We start from the raw sequence: 18,862 nt of genomic DNA on the forward strand, positions 1-18,862 counted from the left end.
TATTCCTATACCGTAATGTCTATTCTGACCGATGATTTCTTCTCACCAAAATGCTTTATTTCGATATCCTTCATTTCCTCTATAACATCTTTTTCAATTTGGTGAACATCACTTAATTGTAAATCTCGCTTCGAATCATTTACTATTTTTGCTGCCTCATCTACTGAAACAGTTGTATCTGATGTTAACTGTTCAGACATTTCAGTATCGTTTGAATCCTCTGCAACCTGCCCCTTTTCTATAGATGTCTCTACAATTTCCTCTTCTGTTGGCAAATCCCTATATTCTGTACTTTTTACAAATCTTGTGAATGACTCTACAGCTCTAAAAGTATTTCCCATGATACGTTGAGCTTCCTTAAGCTTTTCACTCTTTGGAATATTTGGATTATTCACGATACTTTTTAGTTCTGCCAAATTTCCATTCATCTCATTTACTTGAAGCCTTTGAGCCTCTTCTTTTGTCTTACATCTCTCCAACCTACGCTCATAAGCTTCTTGTTCCATTCTTGCCGCTTTATATTCCATATAGGCTTTAGGGTCTTTCTGACGAATAGCATCTTCTTCTGAAGCTGTTAATTCTTGACCGCTTGCAATCTTGTTATAAATCTGACTATATGCAGAACTTTCTTTGTCTCGCTCAAGTTGCTCTCGGAAATGCTGAATCATGCTTTCTTCCTGACTTGTTACAGTCATACCCTCTTGCTTCTTTACAACATCCCCGGTAGCCTTCTTTTGCTCCCAATCATTTACTAACTGCATCTGATTCACAGCGTTTCGTATTGTACCTGCAATCATAGCACACCTCCAATTCCCGGTTAATGCTACGATTAAATAGTGATATCAAACTTCATACCCTGTGTTGCCTTTTCTTCTGTTATCTTACTCCAATCCAGTTCAGAAATCTTTTCAAGTAATTCTTCTTTTGAATTTGCCTGAATTGTAGTCCGCTTAACAGTTACATCCTTCTTTTCCTGCTTTTTCTCCTCTGCACGTTTTTCCTTTAATTCTTCAAGCCGTTCTTTCTGCTTTTCTGTAATCTTCTCCAAATCAGCAAAAAGTGTCATCTTTCCATCATCATCAAAGGACATAGTTAACTTATTTAATACAGTTCCACTATTGTCTGTCGTTCCCCAAGCACGTTCAAACCCAAACTGTTCATTGATTTTATCTGACATCTCAACTGCAGTTTTTACCGTAGACAATTTTTCCCGTGCATATTTCTCATCGGATGCCATTCTTTCAAGTTCAGCACTTGAAAAAACAACTGTAAATTCCTTATCGCTTTGGTCTACTAATCCTCTGAAATCATCGCCTTTATCAGCAATAATAAAATCGAAATCCGCATTATCCTTACGCAATGTTTCCAGATATTTCTGTGCCTTAGAAGATAACTTATCTTCGCTGGATTTTATTTTCTGTGCATTGGGCTGCACATCTTTTGCTTTCTCTGTGTTATTTTGCTTACTAACAGTATTGCTCTTATAATAATCTGTTACCTGTGTTAAATTAGCTGCTCTAATCATGGTATCATCCTCCTTGAAAATTGATACAGAAATCCGTTTCTATATCTGTAATATCGGCACTTTATATCCAAAAGTTAATAGTGCGTAAAATTCAAATTTTCTTTTCCCTAATAATTACAAATATTCCTTGGAAATTGCTTCCACACCATACATTTCCATAAATGCATCCAGGTCCGCTGCATCCCCAATCAACATATTCTCGTCAAAGTGTACGATAAGCATATCTTAAAATCCAGCCACATGTTCTCCGGTACAAATGATACATTTTAGAACTGCTTCCTTATTTATTTTTCATATCGAATCTTATATGCTTTCTTCTTAAAAATAGGGAATATCTAATTTATTATCATCAAGGTCGGACATTCATCCGACCTCTTGATTATACTATAGATTCTATAAAAATTCATCTGTTATCACTGCAGCATTGCTTCTTTTTTCTTCTGTTCCGCAATCTTCTCATGAATGTTGGTATTATACAGCCTGTACAAATCCGTATCCTTGCTGATCTGATTATCAAAGGGAATTACTACCGAACCACACTTAATAAGTCCCATTCCAGAGGCGGTATTAGTTACGAACCGAAGCTGTGCCTCTGATACCCCGATAACCTCCGCCATCTTTGAACTGTCTGTATTTGCCTGCTTCAAGAGTGCCACAAACTCAGAGTTTGCAAGCATTGTGGTTGTCTGCCATTCGTGACCGCAAGCACCTTTCCACCATACCTTTTTATTCGAGCCGAAAGTTATGCTGTCCGGTGTCAGTGGCAAATTCTTTTCCGACCACTCGGCAACCAATTCCGGATGTACTGCCGCTAAGCTGTTACTCATATCAAATCCTCTCCTTCCTTTGGCTTTATTATATGAAGAAAAGGTACTTGCCCCAAGTTTGCGAATATGCGGATAAATTAAAAAAGCCCTTTGAGAAAGGGTATTCCTCTCTCAAAGGGAGTTAATCAAACTGAAATTTATATAATTATTCCTCTAACTTTCCCCATTTTATAGGCTTTCCCGCCTGTCCATTAGTGAAATGATATGTAGTTTCCCTTATTTTTGCCCTTATGAGATAATCACAAGGGAAATAAGGGAAATTTTTTAGTCATTGCCCACCACTTTATCAAGAAGCCGAACTGATTTTCGTTTCGCATCTCTTGTGGAGTGAGCATAGACGTTCATTGTGGTACTGACATCTGAGTGTCCCAACAATTCCTGCACATCTTTTGGGGCAGCTCCATTTGCTAAAAGGTTGCTTGTATAGGTGTGACGTAACTGGTGGAAATGAAAGCCTTCAAATCCCTCTAATGTTTTTGCCACCTTTCTGCAAACAGTCCCCAAAGTAGTTGGAAGTTCCAAACAACCATCCGGTCTTAAACAGACGAAAGAAATTTCTTTATAATCTGTCGGGACTTCCTCTGTTCTGTCTAAACAATAATATTCGTAGTACACTCTGTTTTTCTCTTTGACCTCTTTGTAGTAGTTCGTGTGATAAAGTTCTCCGTACTGCATTCGATTTTTTAACTGCTCTTTCCGGGCATTACGGAAAATCTCTACCAGTGTATCTCCAAAATCAACAACCCTTACTTTTTTCCGCTTGGTTGGTCCGATGATATATTTGCGCTTTGAGCCATCATATCGGATGCTGCGTCTTATGGTAAGGCATTGTTCTTCCAGATTTACGTCCTGCCATGCCAAACCGCAGGCTTCTCCAATACGAAGCCCGGCATAATAGGCTATCTGGATTGGAAGTATTGCGGCTGGGTTCTTTTTTTGCAGATAAGCAAGCAATCTTTCATAATCTTCTCGTGAAATTGGTTGGACATTTCCGTCCATATCCTCATCGGAAAACAAATCCACTTCATCCGTCTGATACCGCAGTTTAATATACTGCATGGGATTGAACGTAATATACTGCTTTGGAAATACTGCAAAACGGAAGGACTGCTGCATGACTGCGGAAAAAGAATGGATATAATCTTTGCTGTAACCCTTTCTCTCTTTTCCGTCGGGATGAACTCCCCCGAAGGAAAGCAAATCGAAGAAGGATTGCAAATGTTCAGAGGTTACATTTTTCAGTTTCCGTTCTGCCAATGGGTGTTTCTTGATATTTCGGATTGTTCCGAGGTAATTCTCCACCGTACCATTGCTGAGCGTACCTGTTTTTAATTCCTCCTCTGCCCACACATCCAAAAGCTGTCCGACTGTGAGATTTTCCGCTTTGGCAACAAATTTCTTTTTCTCATAATCATCCATTGCCTGACGGAGCAGCTTTTCAGTTTCACTTTTGCTTTCTGTTCCAACGCATTCTTTCTGAACAAGATTGCCGCTTGCGTCCTCTACATAGAAGCGGTAGTACCATTTCTTTCCTTTTTTTCTTACAGATCCTTTTGCCATAATCGTATGTCTCCTTTCGATATTAGACAATCGGAACTGATGAAATGCTTCGTGCGTGTAAGTATATCATAACTCCGGTTGTCTTACTATACCGATTCGGAATCTTCGTATAAGACTTCTGATAAAAGATTTGCAAGCCTTTGTTCTGCTGTTTTTGGTTTCTTGGAATAGAGCCTTACAACGTCTGCCATCTCATTAAAAGCATTGATGGTGTGAGTGATTTCCCTTAAGAACATAATCTCATTATATTCATCATTCGATTCAAACCCTATTGTTTTGGCAATATCCGTCTGACCAGCATTCCCCTTGAAGTTTTTGCAGGCGAACTGGAAGGAATCCAAAAACAGACCATATTGTTTTAACATCAGCAGTAATAAATCTTTTGAAAAAGCATCTTCTTCTTTGGTAAGGGCAAGCGGTAACTGTTCCAGAATATCTCCCATCGCATCACGAATCTGTAACTCTCTCTTATCCGTAATGTCGGTTTCATATTCATCTGTTTCCCCTTTGAGCCATTCCACAGATACATGGAGTGCTTCCGAAAGACCTTCCAGCACCATTTTTTTCGTATTGTCAATCGAACCATTCTCATAACGCAGGATTGTAGAAGCGGTAACACCCATCTTTTCTGCGACATAAGGCTGTGTCAGATTCAATTCCAGACGGCGCTGTTTTACTCTGCTGCCTATCAGCTTGCGTAGTTCTTTATCTTTCATGCTGACTGCCTCCTTTTTCGGTATGTATGAATTATAGCATTGTTTTTCTGTAATTGCAATATGCAACTTAAAAATTATTTTTAATATTTCGTAACGCTTGACAAAAAGATATGAAAAGGATATACTTACATCACAAGAATTGCATAATGCAATTTATAAGGAGGTGATTATATGACGCAAAGAAAAATTGCATTATCCATCGAAGAAGCTGCTGACTATACGGGAATCGGCAGAAACACCTTAAGACAGCTTGTAGAATGGAAGAAACTTCCAGTATTAAAGGTTGGTCGCAAAGTCCTGATTAAAACCGATATTCTGGAAATGTTTATGGAAGCGAATGAAGGTCGTGATTTGAGGGATAGAGGAAATGTAAAAGCCGTAACAAGAACTGCGGCAAATTAAAAAGGCGGCTTCCAAAGAAACCGCCAAAGGTTCTATCAGACCGAAGCCATGATATACCTACACGCAAGAAGATTATACCATGTGCTTCTTCTGATACGCAACCGAGAACTTATGTTTGTAAAAGAAAGGGGAATGTAATCATGGCAAAATCAACAAAAAGTTATGAAGAACGAATGCTTGAAATGGAAAAGAAGGAACAGGAAAGCCTTGAAAAAGCAAAACGATATGCAGCACAGAAGAAAGAACTTCTGAAACGAAAGAAAGCCGAAGAAAGTAAAAAACGAACCCATAGGCTCTGTCAGGTTGGCGGTGCGGTGGAATCCGTTCTCGGTGCGCCTATCGAGGAAGAGGACATCCCAAAGCTGATTGGTTTTCTGAAAAAGCAGGAAGCCAATGGGAAATTTTTTTCAAAGGCAATGCAGAAAGAAACACATACCGATATGGAGGAAGTGTAATGGCGGGGGGGGATGAGTTTTTCATTCCCTTCATTGCTTTTTCATGAAGGGCGCACTTATGGACAACCAGAGGTCGTCCCAATAAGTTTGCCACAAGTGGCAACCGGTCTTCGCTCACGCTTGCCGGGCTCGTTCCGTCGGCGGGGCTTTCAGCCAGACCTGCTCATGCCGCAGGAGGCACTCTTCGCCAGAGGGGCGCATTCCATGCAGGCTGCTATGCGCAGGGCACTCTTACGCAGAGGGCGTTCCGGCAATACTGCTTTTTCTAAAACTGAAAGCAATGTTGCCGGAAATCTATGCCGGATGTGCAGAAAGGGGGAATCCAGACATGGCGATTTTTCATTACACAATCAAAATAGTCGGACGAAGTAAAGGGAAATCTGTTATCTCCGCTTCCGCATATCTCAATGGGGATGTGATGAAAAACGAGGAAACCGGGCGAATCAGTTATTACACTTCTAAAAAAGAAGTGGTCTACACCAGTCTGATGATGTGCGAAAACGCACCTCCTGAATGGCAGATAGTACCAGAAGAAAATATAAAACGCTTTCAAAAATCTGTCCGATACAAAAGGTCAGAAGATAAAGAAGCTGCTTTAGAAAAATTTAAAATCACATTTCAGAAACAACGGTTATGGAATGAGGTATTGAAGATTGAAAAAAGTGCAGATGCCCAACTTGGCAGGTCATTTGAATTTGCCCTCCCCAAAGAATGGAGCAGACAGGAACAGATTCAATATACAGCCGACTATATCAAAAAAACATTTGTGGATAAGGGAATGTGTGCTGATTGGAGTATCCACGACAAAGGGGATGGCAATCCTCATGTCCATCTGCTTCTGACAATGCGCCCTTTTAACCCGGATCATTCTTGGGGGAAGAAAGAAGTCAAAGATTGGGATTTTGTCAGAGATAAAAGCGGAAATATCGTGATTGATGAATCCCATCCGAACTGGTGGCAGGATAAGAAAAACCCTGACCGTCATGGAATCCGTATCCCTGTATTAGATGAAAACGGAATCCAGAAGATTGGTGCAAGAAACCGCCTGCAATGGAAACGGGTACTGACCGATGCTACGGGATGGAACAATCCAAAAAACTGTGAACTGTGGCGGAGCGAGTGGGCAAAGGTGTGTAATGAACATCTGCCTTTGCATAATCAGGTCGATCACCGTTCTTACGAAAAGCAGGGAAAACTCCAGATTCCTACCATCCATGAAGGTGCTGACGCAAGAAAGATTGAACAAAAGTTTCTTGCCGGGCAGGAAATAAAAGGTTCGTGGAAAGTAGCGGAAAATCAAATCATAAAACAACAAAACACGTTATTGCAAAAGATACTGGACACCTTTGGGAAAGTATCAGGTGCATTATCATTATGGAAGGAGCGATTAAATGACATTAGAAGAAAGCCGGGAAATTATACCCTTAATGGAGTCCATGATTGGGCAAATCGAAGAACAGCAGACCTTAATGGCAGAAATGCTTCTGGAAATGCAGAACCGGGACACCCAACTCTCTCTTATGCAGGAACAGAATCAGAAATTGCAAAAATTAAACAGCGAGTTATCCGAGCTGCTCAACATTTTGCCAAATACCGAGGAACTACTTTCCAAGATGGAAGAACAGAAAACGAAGATAGAACTTTTGGAAAACGAAAATCAGCAATGGCAGATATTGGCACAGAAGCTGAACAGCGAAAACAGTTTATTACTGAAACAGAACACCGAATTGCTGAACTGGAACAGCAGGTAGAGAAAGGACGTGATATAGATGAACGAATCCAGAGAATTAAAGAACGCCGAACAGTTGGAAGAACTTCTGCTCTTGACCGAGGAGATACAAGAAGAGTTGGAACAGAAAGACCAGCTTATCGTGGAACTGAAGACGCAGCTCAACGAATCTCTGACCTTGAACGAGAAATTAAACAAAGAGAACAGAGCCGGGAATATTCAAGCATTAAAGAACGACTTGAAGCTGGCAGACAGAGCATTGCGGAGCGAGAAAGAGAAGCTGCGAAGCGCAAACGTCACGATAGAGGAATGTCAAGATAAAATACGATGCTTAACACAACAACGGGATTATGCCCGGACACATCAGAAAATCGTAGAGATACCGGTAGAAAAGCCGGTACTCTATAAAAAATGCGAAGCCTGTGACCGGACAGCCTATCAGAATGCAAAAGCAAGATACGAAACACAAAAAGAGCAACTTGCAGGACAATATAAAGCAAAAACGGTAATGTTCCAAACAACCTTGTTCCTTCTTGCATGGTATTCGCTGACAACCACTCTTTTTCAGGCAGTACAGTCAGATGTGTTCCTTTCCGATTGCAAATCATTCTTCCATGATGCAGCATCATTCATACAAACTTTTATCGGTTGGACGATTGATGCCGGGCAATCTGTGGCACAAATCAGCACAAAAATTCCAAATGAGATTATAGCCGGAATCATATATTGGTTATTGATGATATTGGTTGTTGGAATATGTGTGGCAGGGACAGGGATACTGGCAATACTGATAGAAATAAAGGTTATAGAATTATATAAGAAAAACTGTTGGGATGTTATTACCCTACTGATGATACTGACAAGTGCGGCTGTCATCATTTATTTTGGAGAAGTAATTAAAAAAGCATTATCAATAAATCTGTTGTTCTTTTGGTTAATTTTACAAGGAATATATCTTACAATTCGACGCTATATAAGTCAAGATACTGATTGACTAGATACAAAATATTTGATAAAATATAAATAGAAATACAGCAGATCAAAGGATGTAAAACTTATGAGAGCAAAGAAAGTGATTGTAGGGGTAGCTATTAGTGCAATGTTAATTTCTTCATCAATTCCAGTAATGGCATTTTCTGTTACAAACGGGAATAAGACATTTGATAAAAAGTGGGAATTGAGCACTACATCTGATGGCGGAAAAGGTGTTTTGACTTATGGTTATAATACTCTTGCTATTAATGAAGATTATGCACACGCATATCATTCAACTAAAGATCATTACGCATATGTCAAGAATGGAAATGGTTCTTTTTCGGGTTCAAATGTTGGTAAAGGTAATTGGTCTAAAATTGAGGTTGCTCATAAAGGAAATAGTATTACCTACGGTAATAGCTACTAAACAAAGGTTCGGGATAATGGCTGAGTGGTTGGAATTCCAACCACTCTTTTTTGTGGAGTGTATATAAATGAAGAAAAAAATAAAATATATAGGAATTGTTTTGGTTATTTTGTTCTGTTGCTATAATTTATTTTGGTACTTCGGGAGTTATAAACCATATAACGAATTTCAGAAAGACTTCCCTGAAATAGAAGAATCTGGAGTAAAAATTTACACAGATAAAGATGGATTCCAGTATAGTGTGTCTGTCCCTGATTATTTGCTTTGGAATGGAAATCTTGCGATAGCTGAGTCAGATGTTCGATATGCACTAATTATTTGGATAAAACCATTTCACCAAGGAATAAGTCAAGGCGTGCTATTTAATGACTATAAGGATTTGAATACTCAAATTATGTTGTCAAGTAGCAAAAAAGCTGAAGATCAAGAAGATCAATGGATTGTTGATGAAAATAGCACAATATTGACTACGATATTTGAAAAAGCAAATAAAGTATGGAATCTGGGGTTGAAATAAATGAAAGCAATTAAAAACTTATGTTTGTTTTGTTTCCTGATTTTTGGAATACTTATGCAATCTGAAATATTTCAAGATCAGCTTTGGAACTTTTCTACAGCATATTTTACGTCATCACGCTATGAAGTTGCTAGTGAAGATATGTCGCAGTTTCTGAAAGATGTATCAGAAACTGCAACGGAGAATGATGTACATATTTTTTCTCAGTACAATGAAATCAATAATAAATACCTTTCAACACTTCATATTTATGGCGATGATAAAGTAATCAGACAAACATTAAAAAATACTGCAAACATAGAAGAATCAGAATATACCGCTTTAGTTTCCGGAATTACGAAAGTAAAATTTCATAATCTCTCAGAATTGCAAAGTACCTCTGTGGGTTATGAAAACTTTATCTCATACATAGGAAATGAGGACAATATTATCTCTGCATATCAGAAATTATCAGAAAAATATAGCTTAACTTATCCAGAATATTGGAATTCTACGGAAAAGGACATGATTTTTATTATATGGGGTATGATTATTGCATTGATGATTGTTCTAAATGTAATTGAAGTGGTTAGGCGAAAAAAAGAGGTTGTTGTACGAGTTTCCTTAGGAGAAAGTGCTGGTTTCATAGCATTTAAGGCTGCTTTATTCGATGTAACTTTTGACATTGCATTATTTATTGTTGCAAAAATATTGCTGTCAAATTATATATCGGGAGCATATGAGAATAGACTCGTCACAATTTTATATTCCATTGGAATTATTCTTTCCACTATTCCATATTGTTCTTTTTGCTTTTTTGATATTAGAAAGGCATTCGCAAATGCAACACACAAAAGAGGAGTGGATTTTTTAATTTATTCGTTAAAATTTATAGCAGGGGTAGCCGCTGTTTTTACAATTACCACTAATATTAGTAGTATTCATAATAACCTATTTACAAATGAACATTTGTTAGAAGAATATTATGATGCAAATTATTTTACCGTAAAGACTACTGATTTTAATGCTGAAAAAGAAGAAGCTTTTTGGAATAAACTATACAAGAATGAATATAACACATTAAAGCCTGTAATATGCTTGAATATTTTAAATGATAAAAATGATGTGATATATGTAAATAATCATGCAAAAGATATGTTACAAGGTTTTACGAAGCAGATAAATGCAGTAGAGAATGAATCTTCTGATTTGATTATTTTCATTCCAAAGAATAGATATTTTGCTAAAAACAAGCAATTAGCCTATGACTCCTTGAGCCATGTTTTAAATCATGATAATTTACAACAATTAAATATTCAGTACATAGAGTATAGCGAAACAGAATACTTTTCCTATTTAGATACAAGTAGAATAAATGGTATCGAAAAAAGCAAAAATCCGATAATTATTTATCAGGCAAACAAAGATTTAGCAGTCAATGGTGGGTATCTTGAAAGCTATAAAGCAGGAGCAGTTTTATTTCAATGTGATGAAAAACAGCTAAGAAATATCAGCAAAAAGTATGAAGATATGCTTGGAAATTATCAGCTAGTAATTACAAACGTACATGAACAGTATTTATATAATCACACATTTTTAATAAAACTCGTGGGATTTTTAAGTTCTCTTTGTACGATTGTATTGCTTTTAAATATTATGATTATTGTTACAGTAAGTAGACTAGAGTTCCGAGAAAATGCAATGAAAATTTCCTTGATGAAAATCTTTGGATATAGTTTATTTGAACGGCACAAAACACTTCTTAAAATGATTGTAGTGGAAAATTTTGTGATATTAGTAGGTATGCTTATCTATTCTTTATTATCGGTACAGACTGAAGTAGGAATTAGCATTCTTGTTAGTTCATTTATGGCACTAATAGAATTTACAATTATTTTCTTTAATATCACAATTGTTGAAAAAACAAACATACCGAAATCATTAAAAGGAGGTTGCTTATGATAACAATTGAAAATCTATGCAAAGCATATAATGATAAAATTTTGTTCAAAAATTTTCATTTGGAAATTCCAGATAGCCGTTTTTTGGTAATTAGTGGCGAAAGTGGATGCGGAAAAAGTACTTTACTTAATATGATTGGAGGTATTGAAACTCCTGACAAAGGTTCTATTATTGTGAATGGTTTTGATGTGGCAAAAAAAGGAAAAAAGCAGAAATATTTCAAAGAAGTTGTTGGATTTTTATTTCAAAATTTTGCCCTTTTGGAAAACAAAACAGTAAAAGAAAATCTAGAAATAATAAAAAAATCAGGTAGAACGGATATTTCAATAAATGAAGCTCTTGAAAAAGTTGGTTTACAGAAAGTAATTAACAAAAAAGTCTATCAATTATCTGGTGGCGAACAGCAGAGAGTTGCGTTAGCTCGTTTAATGCTAAAGAAATGTTCGATTGTATTAGCAGACGAACCAACTGGTTCCTTAGACAAAAAAAATAGTGAGATTGTTATGAATATATTGCATGAGTTAAGTGAACAGGGAAAAACAGTTATTGTTGTAACTCATAGTGAAGAAATTGTAGCACAAGAAAAGCATGTTCTATATTTATAATTACCCATAATAGAAGAATATGTTCTTTCGGGAGACACCTCCTCTAAGAACATATTCTTTTGGTTAAAATTGATTATAAAGATACTTTTATTTCAGTATATTCGCTATATTGATGGGATATATATTTGCATATTATTTATATGGATAAGGATTATAACTCTAGTGAGTCTTCTGCATCTACCCACATCTGTAAATTACCCTCAAGATATAATCTTGCATATTCCAAAGGCTCATCCACAGCCAATGAAGTAAGCGCACATTCTGATCCGTATGTGGTTTTTAGATTTTTTTCAGCTTTCCAGCAATCAATGCGAAGCATATATCCGGCACTTGTGTAAACATCAATACTATCGTGATTTATGTTGTATTCTGCATAAATTGTTCTCATCGTATCTTATCTCCATTTTCTTTTAATAATCAGTTATAGAGTTAAATATCGAAAACATTTCAATCAGTTCACCATGTCGTTATTGTTATACTGTGTTATGAAATTTTCTTTCCCTTATTTTTTCCCATATTAAGGTTCATGAAAACCAATGTGAGAATATAACACAAGGGAAAGAGTAAGGGAAAGCTCACTTGCTACAAACTTAGTATTTTCAAGGGTTTGCGAAGAATTTGATAATTAAATATAACAGTTATTAAATTTCCTAAAATATGTGAAATATCAACTGGAATTTGTCGCTTTAATACCCGTGGTCAACATGTTCCCAATTCCCACTGTCATTCCTAATTAGAATCCATTTCCAATCATCATATGTTGAATCCGGATTAAGCGAACCATCCCCGCCTGATGAGTCTACATCGAAAGATGATAATATTACGATTGCTTCATCCGCGTCATATTGTTCAGCCCATTCATCAAATTCATCGGCGTATGTATCTCCGGGATAGGACAGTTTTGTCAGTGTGCAGCCGTCAAATTCGTTGCCGAAATAGTCTTTTACTGTTTGGAAAGCCGCCTCAATATCACTGTCTGAATATATTTCCGATGGTTTCCAATCAGGAATTTGAACATTGTCAATATTCCCACCACTATTCTTTCCACTACAGCCGGCAAGAACAAAAATCATTATCAAAGCTGTCAGAAAACAGAATAAAGTTTTCCTATTCATTTTTCGATACCTCCTACGAATTCAAATTTTCATCCCTACAGACTGAAATTTATTTTTTCCTTGTGGTTATACGAAGTAACAAGCATCCTATCAAAAATCCAACGAGAGTCCCACAAGTATTCATAATCACATCATCTAACTGTGCAAACCTTCCAATAAATGTTTGCAAAAATTCTATACCAATCGAAAATACTGCTCCAAGTATAACGCCATTCCACCAATGCTTGTGGATATTCTTAAAAATAAATACTGGCAAAAATCCATATGGAATGAATAGACATATATTCAAAATAGTTGCCGCATTAAATCCATCCTCAAATAATTTAAAACTAATATAACTATCAAGTGGTGAGGATATTCCAAAACTACCACCAATAATTCCTGTAATTTTTAATATTGATACAACTATTAGAATCCATAAGAATTGACATAACCAATTTAAAATCTTAACTTCAATTTTCTTCTTCTGGATAAATTCAATACCCACTTCGATAATCATAACACCTGCAAAAATAATAAGTGCCATTGGAAATAATCTCACTAATATCCATATTCCAGTCCATATTTCCATTGTAATATAACTCACTATCATTCCTCCATAACTTCAAATTTGTCGTTTTCTTTTATCCCCATTATAACTGTTCTCCATAACCACTGCAATGAAAACCTAATCGGTGATTTACATTTCTCTCTCTTCTAAAAATGGGCAATCCCATTAAGGACTGCCCATTCATTCTGCTTATTATGCGATTTTTTCTTGCTTGCACCGATTTCTGCATCAAATGATGTAAGTTTGATGTAAATCGCTGTTTTTTCAGTTTTTTATCAAATGAAGTACGTTCCGTTTATTTGGTAAAACGGTACATCTTTACATCATCTTAATAGAGCTTTGCACCTGCCGGAATGTGGTCATCAACCATCAGAAGATGAAGCTTTTCTTCGCCTTCTTCTTCGTGAATAGCACTGAGGAGCATACCGCAAGAGTCAATGCCCATCATAGCTCTCGGTGGAAGATTTGTGATAGCGATAAGAGTCTTTCCAACCAGTTCTTCCGGCTCGTAATAAGCGTGAATACCGCTTAAAATGGTTCTGTCTGTGCCTGTTCCGTCATCAAGAGTGAACTGTAACAGTTTCTTTGACTTCGGTACTGCAACACACTCTTTAACCTTTACTGCACGGAAATCTGACTTGCTGAATGTATCAAAGTCTACCATTTCCTCAAACAAAGGCTCAATCTTTACCTTAGAAAAATCAATCTTTTCAGGCTCTGCTTTCACTTCTTCAGTAGCCTTAGATTTTACATCATTTTTCTTATTTACATCATTCAGGGTCTTCATTGTCGGGAATTTTTTTGATTTTTCTTCATTACCCTTCGTGATGCTTCGCTGTACTATTTCTATTAAATTGTCTTCTCTTCATCACCATTCATGATGAATCATTGTCAAATCATATCTGTTGTCAATTTGATGTCATTTGGTTATTTCTGTTGTCAGATGAAAGGGTTCATAAGCCCTTCTTAAAATACATCCATTGTTGCAGCCAAATGTTCAAATGTTTCCTGTTTTTTCTCCTCTGTCGCTTCTGCATAGATATCCATAGTGGTCTGAATATCCTTATGCCCCATGATCGACTGGATTATTTTCAGGTTTGTTTCTCTTTCACAAAGCCTTGTGCAAAATGTGTGTCTCAAGCTGTGCGCTGAAAAATCCGGCAACAGCACCGGCTCCCGATGCTCTTTTTTTGCCTCTATTTCTTCTGTTGCGTTATAAGCAGATGAGATTCTCTTGATTGCTCGATTGACTGACTGGGCATTCATTATATTTCCATAACGGTTACAGAAAACAAAGCCTGTCATTCCGTCAATCTCTGCATCTGTCCAGCCATTTTCTTTCTGCTCTTCCCAGATCATTTCAAAAGCATCTTTCACTGTATCCAACATGGGAATCGTACGCATTCCGGCTTCTGTTTTCGGCGTCGAAATGTGATTTTCCGATGCCCGGTCTTCTCCTACCGGATAATACGTCAGATTATGATTGATGCTGATAATCCGCTTCTCGTAATCAATGTCTTCCCATCGAAGCCCTAAAACTTCTCCAATCCGGCACCCGGTTCCAAGAAAAATCGTAAAAATCGGCCACCAGTGAAAATAAATCGGATGCGCAGCAATATATTCCATAAATGCTCTCTGCTGTGGAATCGTCAGTGCATGTCTCACACCGGTCTTCATGCCTAAGTTTTTCTTTAATTCTGCCATGACTCCATCCGTAGGATTTTTTCTGATAATGTCATCCCTTACAGCCAGTTGAAAAGTTGGATGCAATAACGTATGAATGGTTTCCAATGTGTTAATCTTCAGTTCCTGCTTCTTGGTCAAATGATTATAGAACTGCACCACATCAGAATACTTAATCTCTGCTATATTCCGCTTTCCAAATGTATCCCGGATAAATCGGTCATACATATAAAGATAATTACTCTTGGTCGTTGGTTTCAGATTGTTTTTGAGACTCATGTAGCGGTCAAATACAAAATTTACTGTAGCCTTTCCGGCAACATAAATATCCAGACCGTCCATCTGGTCTTTCATGAGCTGTGCTTCTTTTTCTCGAAGCGTTACAAGGTCTTGTGCATAAACATACTTACGTCTTCCAAGGGGATCTGTATAAGTATATACATACCTCTCATCGGAACGTCTCTGTGATTCACCTTTCCGCAAGACTCTGCCTCGCAGATCTTTTCTTGTCTGTGCCATATAAAATCCTCCTTCAATAAAGGAAGGACTTCATGTTATTCAGGTCTGTTCAAAATTCTTTCCAGTCCCTGCAGGACAACTTCTGTCACAGTCATTTTGTGCTTTCCGGCATAATCGCAGATACGCTTATACATAGAATCTTCCACCCGGATACTCAATACTTTCTTTTTTACATTTTCCGACTTTGGTCTTCCTGTCTTCGCCATATCTGTTCTTATTCCTCCACATCTTCATTATAGTTTTCGTATGACAAAAAGTCAATCCCTGTTTTTCGTCCTTCCACAATTTTTTCTTCCCTACGCAATCCGGAATGTCTCCAGATACTTTTCAAATATCTCACAGTTTACAAGGGCAACCTTGTCAATCTTATACACTGCTTTGGCTTCTTTCGCCAGCTCCTGGAATTTCGTCAGCCCAATGCTGTAAAGCTCTGCCCCTTCCTGATAACGGACGAATTTCTTTGCTATTTTCTTTGTTTTCTCTACATCTTTACGTGCATATCCCATACACCGCACCTCCTTTTCTGCATGAAAAAAGCAGCTAACCTATTTTTCATAGACTAACTGCTCGTGTTAAGTTCCATATTCAGTTTTATTCTACAAATCCGACAGTGAAATTCGGTCGTATGCGCCATTTTTCTTATCTTCCGGGTGTGGCTCCAATCCAATAATTGTAATATCTTTCTGGTCTGGTCCATAAACCCAGTACATTCTCATTGCGCCACTGGTTTTATTTTCCAGATAAGATTGCCACACTTTCATTCCGTAACGTCTGGATAATGGCTCTATTTCATGGGTTTGAAGACTCGGATAACCCGGATCAGCCGACAACAGCTTTAAAGCCTTTCCCCATTTTTTATACAACTGTTCTTCCTTCTTTTTTATATTACCGGAACGATATTTCTCCTGCAGATCTAACCAAAGTTCCTGCATTTCAGGAATTCCCATTCGTATATTAAAATTCATCTCTCATTCCTTTTAAAAATCTGACAGGTCAATAGCCTGGGAAACATCGCCTCTTTTAAAATTGCTTACTGCACGATCCATATCTGCCAGAGTTCTGGCTGAAATGCACTCTGGCACTGCCAGTTCCCGAGGTTCCAGAATAATGCAGCCATTTCCATATTCTTTTACATTATAATACTGATAAGCAGCTCCTCTGAGAGTAATTCTTTTTTTGTTATCCAGATGGGCAACATAATCTTTCATTGCTTCCATTATCAACACCTCCTACGCAAGCATTTGTGTGGGAAATCCCACCTCTTATTATTATAATACGCTTTTCTATATTATCTGTCAATCTACTTTTACTTACTCCTGATACTTGAAAGTATTCATGCACCGGCAGACGGCAGGTGGCAGATAGGGTATCTATAAAAATCTGTATTTGCTTCGATGACTCTGCCACCCATCATTCTTTTAATCGAATACTATTCTCCTGCTTTTCATTTACTTGGTACTCCAACTCATTCTTCATTCGGCTTCTCACATCACGCATTGTCCTCCCGGATATTCCCTGCTCCTTTGCCTTTTCGTCTAATTCCCTGATTGAAATTTCTTTTTTATCAGCAAGCAGTTCCCTGATCAATTTTCTCCCTCGCTCCAGCTTTGTTTCTGTTGCTTTTCCTTCTTTTCCATCTAACAATTCATCTGCGGAAATCTCATAAGCTCCCACCCATCGAAATCCTTCTTCGTCTCCCAGTTTAAATGCCATTGTCTCCCCTGGTGGCGCTAGCGAGCTTTTTTCATGAATCAACACCCTTGTGGTTGGATCTTTTCTTACTTTTCCGATGAAAATCAAGCTTCGCACTGCTGCCATAATATCAATAGAACCAAGTCCTCGATAAGTGCTCTGTGTTCCGGAAGATTTATTCAGATGTCCGATCAGCACAATGGCACATCCGGTCTTCTCGGCAATCATTCCCAGTTTTCGGAACACCGGACGCACTTCATTTGCCCGGTTCATATCCACATCTGCTCCAATAAATGCCTGTACCGGATCAATGATTACAAGCCGCACTCGATTCTGTCTGACTGCTTTTTCAATTCGATCATCAGATAGGGTTAATGCTTCTTCCGTATCATCAATTACCATAACCCGGCTCAGATCTGCTCCTGCTTCTATCAGTCTTGGCTTGATAGTGTCACCCATACCGTCCTCTGCTGTCTGATAAATTACATTGAACGGTTCAATATCTTCCATATTAGGAAATAACTTTCGATTGGTACAAGCTGCCGTCAGCATCATTGCAAAATAAGTTTTTCCTTCTCCCGGATTGCCCTGAATGATTGTCAGTTTTCCAAATGGAATATAAGGAAACCACAACCACTCCACACTGGTCTGCTTAATATCTTCATAACATAACATCGGCACCAGTTCTTCTGCTTCTGGTACTTTTATTGTGATTGTTTCTGCGATTGCTTTCTTTCTGTCAGTATTTTTATCACAGAGGATTTCATTCCAGTCTTTTCGCGATGGTTTCAGACGAATTACACTGTATCCTTCTGAGATTTCTCCTGCCAGTTTCTCACAAGCCTCATTCCCTGCCTGGTCATTATCCAGGCACAGGAAAACAGAAGTAATCTGAGGGCGTTCAGAAAGAAAGGTCATCAGTGCCACACTGGAGACTCCACCCAGACTCAGGTAGCTGCGTTTCTTCCAGTCTTTGGGAAACAACTGAATAAAAGAGAGCAGATCAATGGCTGCTTCAAACACAAACAACTGATTATCCGTTCCTCTGTGGCAAAATCCAAAAGCTTTATCAGAACCGGCTACATCTCCACGATATTTCATTTCACCAGTTCCACGGCAATGTGCATATCTTGGAATACCATCTGCATCTCTGCCGATAAATACAACATTATGATGCTTCTTTTCTTCGTAAATATCTCCTCTGACAATCCATTCCATCACCAGATTTTTCTCAAGCTCTCTGCTTTCTGTCAGATACTTTACAATCATTTCATTATCTTTATTTTTCTCCGGTAATCGGAAGTCTTTTGACGGGGCGGGGCAGGACTTCTGCCTGCCTTCGCCTTCTTCCCCGATCAGCATTTTCACTGCTTCCGGGAATGTTGCATAATAAAATTCCATTACAAAATCTACCGGATAACCTCCTTTACTCTGACTATGCCGATACCATCGGTTTCCGGATATCGTTACACTGTCATGCTTTTTCCAACGGTATTCTCTGCCACTTTTTACCAACTGTTCTCCCTGTTCGTTCAGGAAAGAAACAAGATCGGTCTGGTTTGCTCTTGCAATCTGTTCTTCTGTATACTGCATTTTCATCATCCTTTCCTATCTGTCCTGTTGA

21 protein-coding genes and 3 pseudogenes are annotated in these 18,862 nt (G+C 37.9%); 8 read left to right on the forward strand and 16 right to left on the reverse strand.

Annotated elements, in window-relative coordinates; all coding sequences use genetic code 11:
• Window positions 1-5: 5 nt before the first annotated feature.
• From OCV43_RS10700 to OCV43_RS10725, 6 genes and pseudogenes are all read right to left on the reverse strand, one after another.
• Complete coding sequence (locus OCV43_RS10700) at window positions 6-797, reverse strand: hypothetical protein (RefSeq protein WP_012740998.1); 792 nt, start codon at window positions 795-797, stop codon at window positions 6-8.
• Window positions 798-829: 32 nt separating this feature from the next.
• A complete protein-coding gene (locus tag OCV43_RS10705; protein WP_015521659.1) occupies window positions 830-1,525 on the reverse strand; it encodes a DUF6033 family protein in 696 nt (231 codons plus the stop codon).
• 413 nt (window positions 1,526-1,938) lie between these two features.
• Window positions 1,939-2,217: pseudogene (locus OCV43_RS10710) on the reverse strand (VirB4-like conjugal transfer ATPase, CD1110 family); the annotation flags it as partial.
• Window positions 2,218-2,352 (reverse strand): annotated as a pseudogene (locus OCV43_RS14065) (zinc-ribbon domain-containing protein); the annotation flags it as partial.
• A 264-nt stretch (window positions 2,353-2,616) separates the two neighbouring features.
• Complete coding sequence (locus tag OCV43_RS10720) at window positions 2,617-3,912, reverse strand: tyrosine-type recombinase/integrase (RefSeq protein WP_005608354.1); 1,296 nt, start codon at window positions 3,910-3,912, stop codon at window positions 2,617-2,619.
• Between the two features lie 86 nt (window positions 3,913-3,998).
• A complete protein-coding gene (locus tag OCV43_RS10725; RefSeq protein WP_005608353.1) occupies window positions 3,999-4,628 on the reverse strand; it encodes a helix-turn-helix domain-containing protein in 630 nt (209 codons plus the stop codon).
• Window positions 4,629-4,799: 171 nt separating this feature from the next.
• Between OCV43_RS10725 and OCV43_RS10730 the strand changes: the two genes are divergently transcribed.
• The 8 genes from OCV43_RS10730 (at window position 4,800) to OCV43_RS10765 (ending at window position 11,679) form a co-directional block, all read left to right on the forward strand.
• Window positions 4,800-5,030 carry a helix-turn-helix domain-containing protein gene (locus tag OCV43_RS10730; RefSeq protein WP_004843519.1) on the forward strand — a complete coding sequence of 77 codons (231 nt, stop codon included), beginning with the start codon at window positions 4,800-4,802 and terminating at the stop codon, window positions 5,028-5,030.
• Window positions 5,031-5,170: 140 nt separating this feature from the next.
• A complete protein-coding gene (locus OCV43_RS10735; RefSeq protein ID WP_005608351.1) occupies window positions 5,171-5,485 on the forward strand; it encodes a hypothetical protein in 315 nt (104 codons plus the stop codon).
• Window positions 5,486-5,813: 328 nt separating this feature from the next.
• Window positions 5,814-7,535: a MobA/MobL family protein gene (locus OCV43_RS10740; protein ID WP_040893156.1), complete on the forward strand. Its 1,722-nt coding sequence runs from the start codon at window positions 5,814-5,816 to the stop codon at window positions 7,533-7,535.
• The gene (locus OCV43_RS10745) at window positions 7,474-8,208 is read left to right on the forward strand and encodes a DUF6040 family protein (RefSeq protein ID WP_005608347.1); all 735 of its coding nucleotides are present in this window, start codon (window positions 7,474-7,476) and stop codon (window positions 8,206-8,208) included. The genes OCV43_RS10740 and OCV43_RS10745 overlap by 62 nt, the downstream gene beginning before the upstream one ends.
• 63 nt (window positions 8,209-8,271) lie before the next feature.
• A complete protein-coding gene (mdcF, locus tag OCV43_RS10750; protein ID WP_005608346.1) occupies window positions 8,272-8,616 on the forward strand; it encodes a broad-spectrum bacteriocin mediterrocin MdcF in 345 nt (114 codons plus the stop codon).
• Window positions 8,617-8,683: 67 nt separating this feature from the next.
• Window positions 8,684-9,133, forward strand: coding sequence for a hypothetical protein (locus OCV43_RS10755; protein WP_004843525.1), 450 nt, complete (start codon window positions 8,684-8,686; stop codon window positions 9,131-9,133).
• The gene (locus OCV43_RS10760) at window positions 9,134-11,074 is read left to right on the forward strand and encodes a DUF1430 domain-containing protein (RefSeq protein WP_005608344.1); all 1,941 of its coding nucleotides are present in this window, start codon (window positions 9,134-9,136) and stop codon (window positions 11,072-11,074) included.
• Window positions 11,071-11,679: an ATP-binding cassette domain-containing protein gene (locus OCV43_RS10765; RefSeq protein ID WP_005608342.1), complete on the forward strand. Its 609-nt coding sequence runs from the start codon at window positions 11,071-11,073 to the stop codon at window positions 11,677-11,679. Before OCV43_RS10760 ends, OCV43_RS10765 begins: the two co-directional genes overlap by 4 nt.
• 151 nt (window positions 11,680-11,830) lie before the next feature.
• On the opposite strand, the gene OCV43_RS10770 is transcribed toward OCV43_RS10765, so the two are convergent.
• The 10 genes and pseudogenes from OCV43_RS10770 to OCV43_RS10815 form a co-directional block, all read right to left on the reverse strand.
• Window positions 11,831-12,067, reverse strand: coding sequence for a DUF6061 family protein (locus OCV43_RS10770; protein WP_004843528.1), 237 nt, complete (start codon window positions 12,065-12,067; stop codon window positions 11,831-11,833).
• Window positions 12,068-12,365: 298 nt separating this feature from the next.
• Window positions 12,366-12,794 (reverse strand): hypothetical protein, encoded by a 429-nt coding sequence (locus tag OCV43_RS10775; RefSeq protein WP_055291182.1) that lies wholly within the window; start codon window positions 12,792-12,794, stop codon window positions 12,366-12,368.
• 49 nt (window positions 12,795-12,843) lie between these two features.
• Window positions 12,844-13,380, reverse strand: a complete 537-nt coding sequence (locus OCV43_RS10780) for a VanZ family protein (protein WP_049946793.1) — start codon at window positions 13,378-13,380, stop codon at window positions 12,844-12,846.
• Window positions 13,381-13,672: 292 nt separating this feature from the next.
• Window positions 13,673-14,140: pseudogene (locus OCV43_RS10785) on the reverse strand (lysine--tRNA ligase); the annotation flags it as partial.
• 170 nt (window positions 14,141-14,310) lie between these two features.
• A complete protein-coding gene (locus OCV43_RS10790) occupies window positions 14,311-15,546 on the reverse strand; it encodes a tyrosine-type recombinase/integrase (protein ID WP_055282084.1) in 1,236 nt (411 codons plus the stop codon).
• A gap of 35 nt (window positions 15,547-15,581) precedes the next feature.
• Window positions 15,582-15,752 carry a hypothetical protein gene (locus OCV43_RS10795; protein WP_172677201.1) on the reverse strand — a complete coding sequence of 57 codons (171 nt, stop codon included), beginning with the start codon at window positions 15,750-15,752 and terminating at the stop codon, window positions 15,582-15,584.
• 90 nt (window positions 15,753-15,842) lie between these two features.
• Window positions 15,843-16,052 (reverse strand): DUF6462 family protein, encoded by a 210-nt coding sequence (locus OCV43_RS10800; RefSeq protein ID WP_005609464.1) that lies wholly within the window; start codon window positions 16,050-16,052, stop codon window positions 15,843-15,845.
• A gap of 90 nt (window positions 16,053-16,142) precedes the next feature.
• On the reverse strand, window positions 16,143-16,511 hold the full coding sequence (locus OCV43_RS10805; RefSeq protein ID WP_015526702.1) for a hypothetical protein: 369 nt from the start codon (window positions 16,509-16,511) through the stop codon (window positions 16,143-16,145).
• Between the two features lie 12 nt (window positions 16,512-16,523).
• Window positions 16,524-16,763, reverse strand: coding sequence for a hypothetical protein (locus tag OCV43_RS10810; RefSeq protein ID WP_055282085.1), 240 nt, complete (start codon window positions 16,761-16,763; stop codon window positions 16,524-16,526).
• A gap of 193 nt (window positions 16,764-16,956) precedes the next feature.
• Window positions 16,957-18,831, reverse strand: a complete 1,875-nt coding sequence (locus OCV43_RS10815) for an AAA family ATPase (protein WP_055282228.1) — start codon at window positions 18,829-18,831, stop codon at window positions 16,957-16,959.
• Window positions 18,832-18,862 lie beyond the last annotated feature (31 nt).

The sequence above is a fragment of the Roseburia amylophila genome, from assembly GCF_025567465.1.
In the GTDB taxonomy this organism is placed as follows: domain Bacteria; phylum Bacillota; class Clostridia; order Lachnospirales; family Lachnospiraceae; genus Roseburia_C; species Roseburia_C amylophila.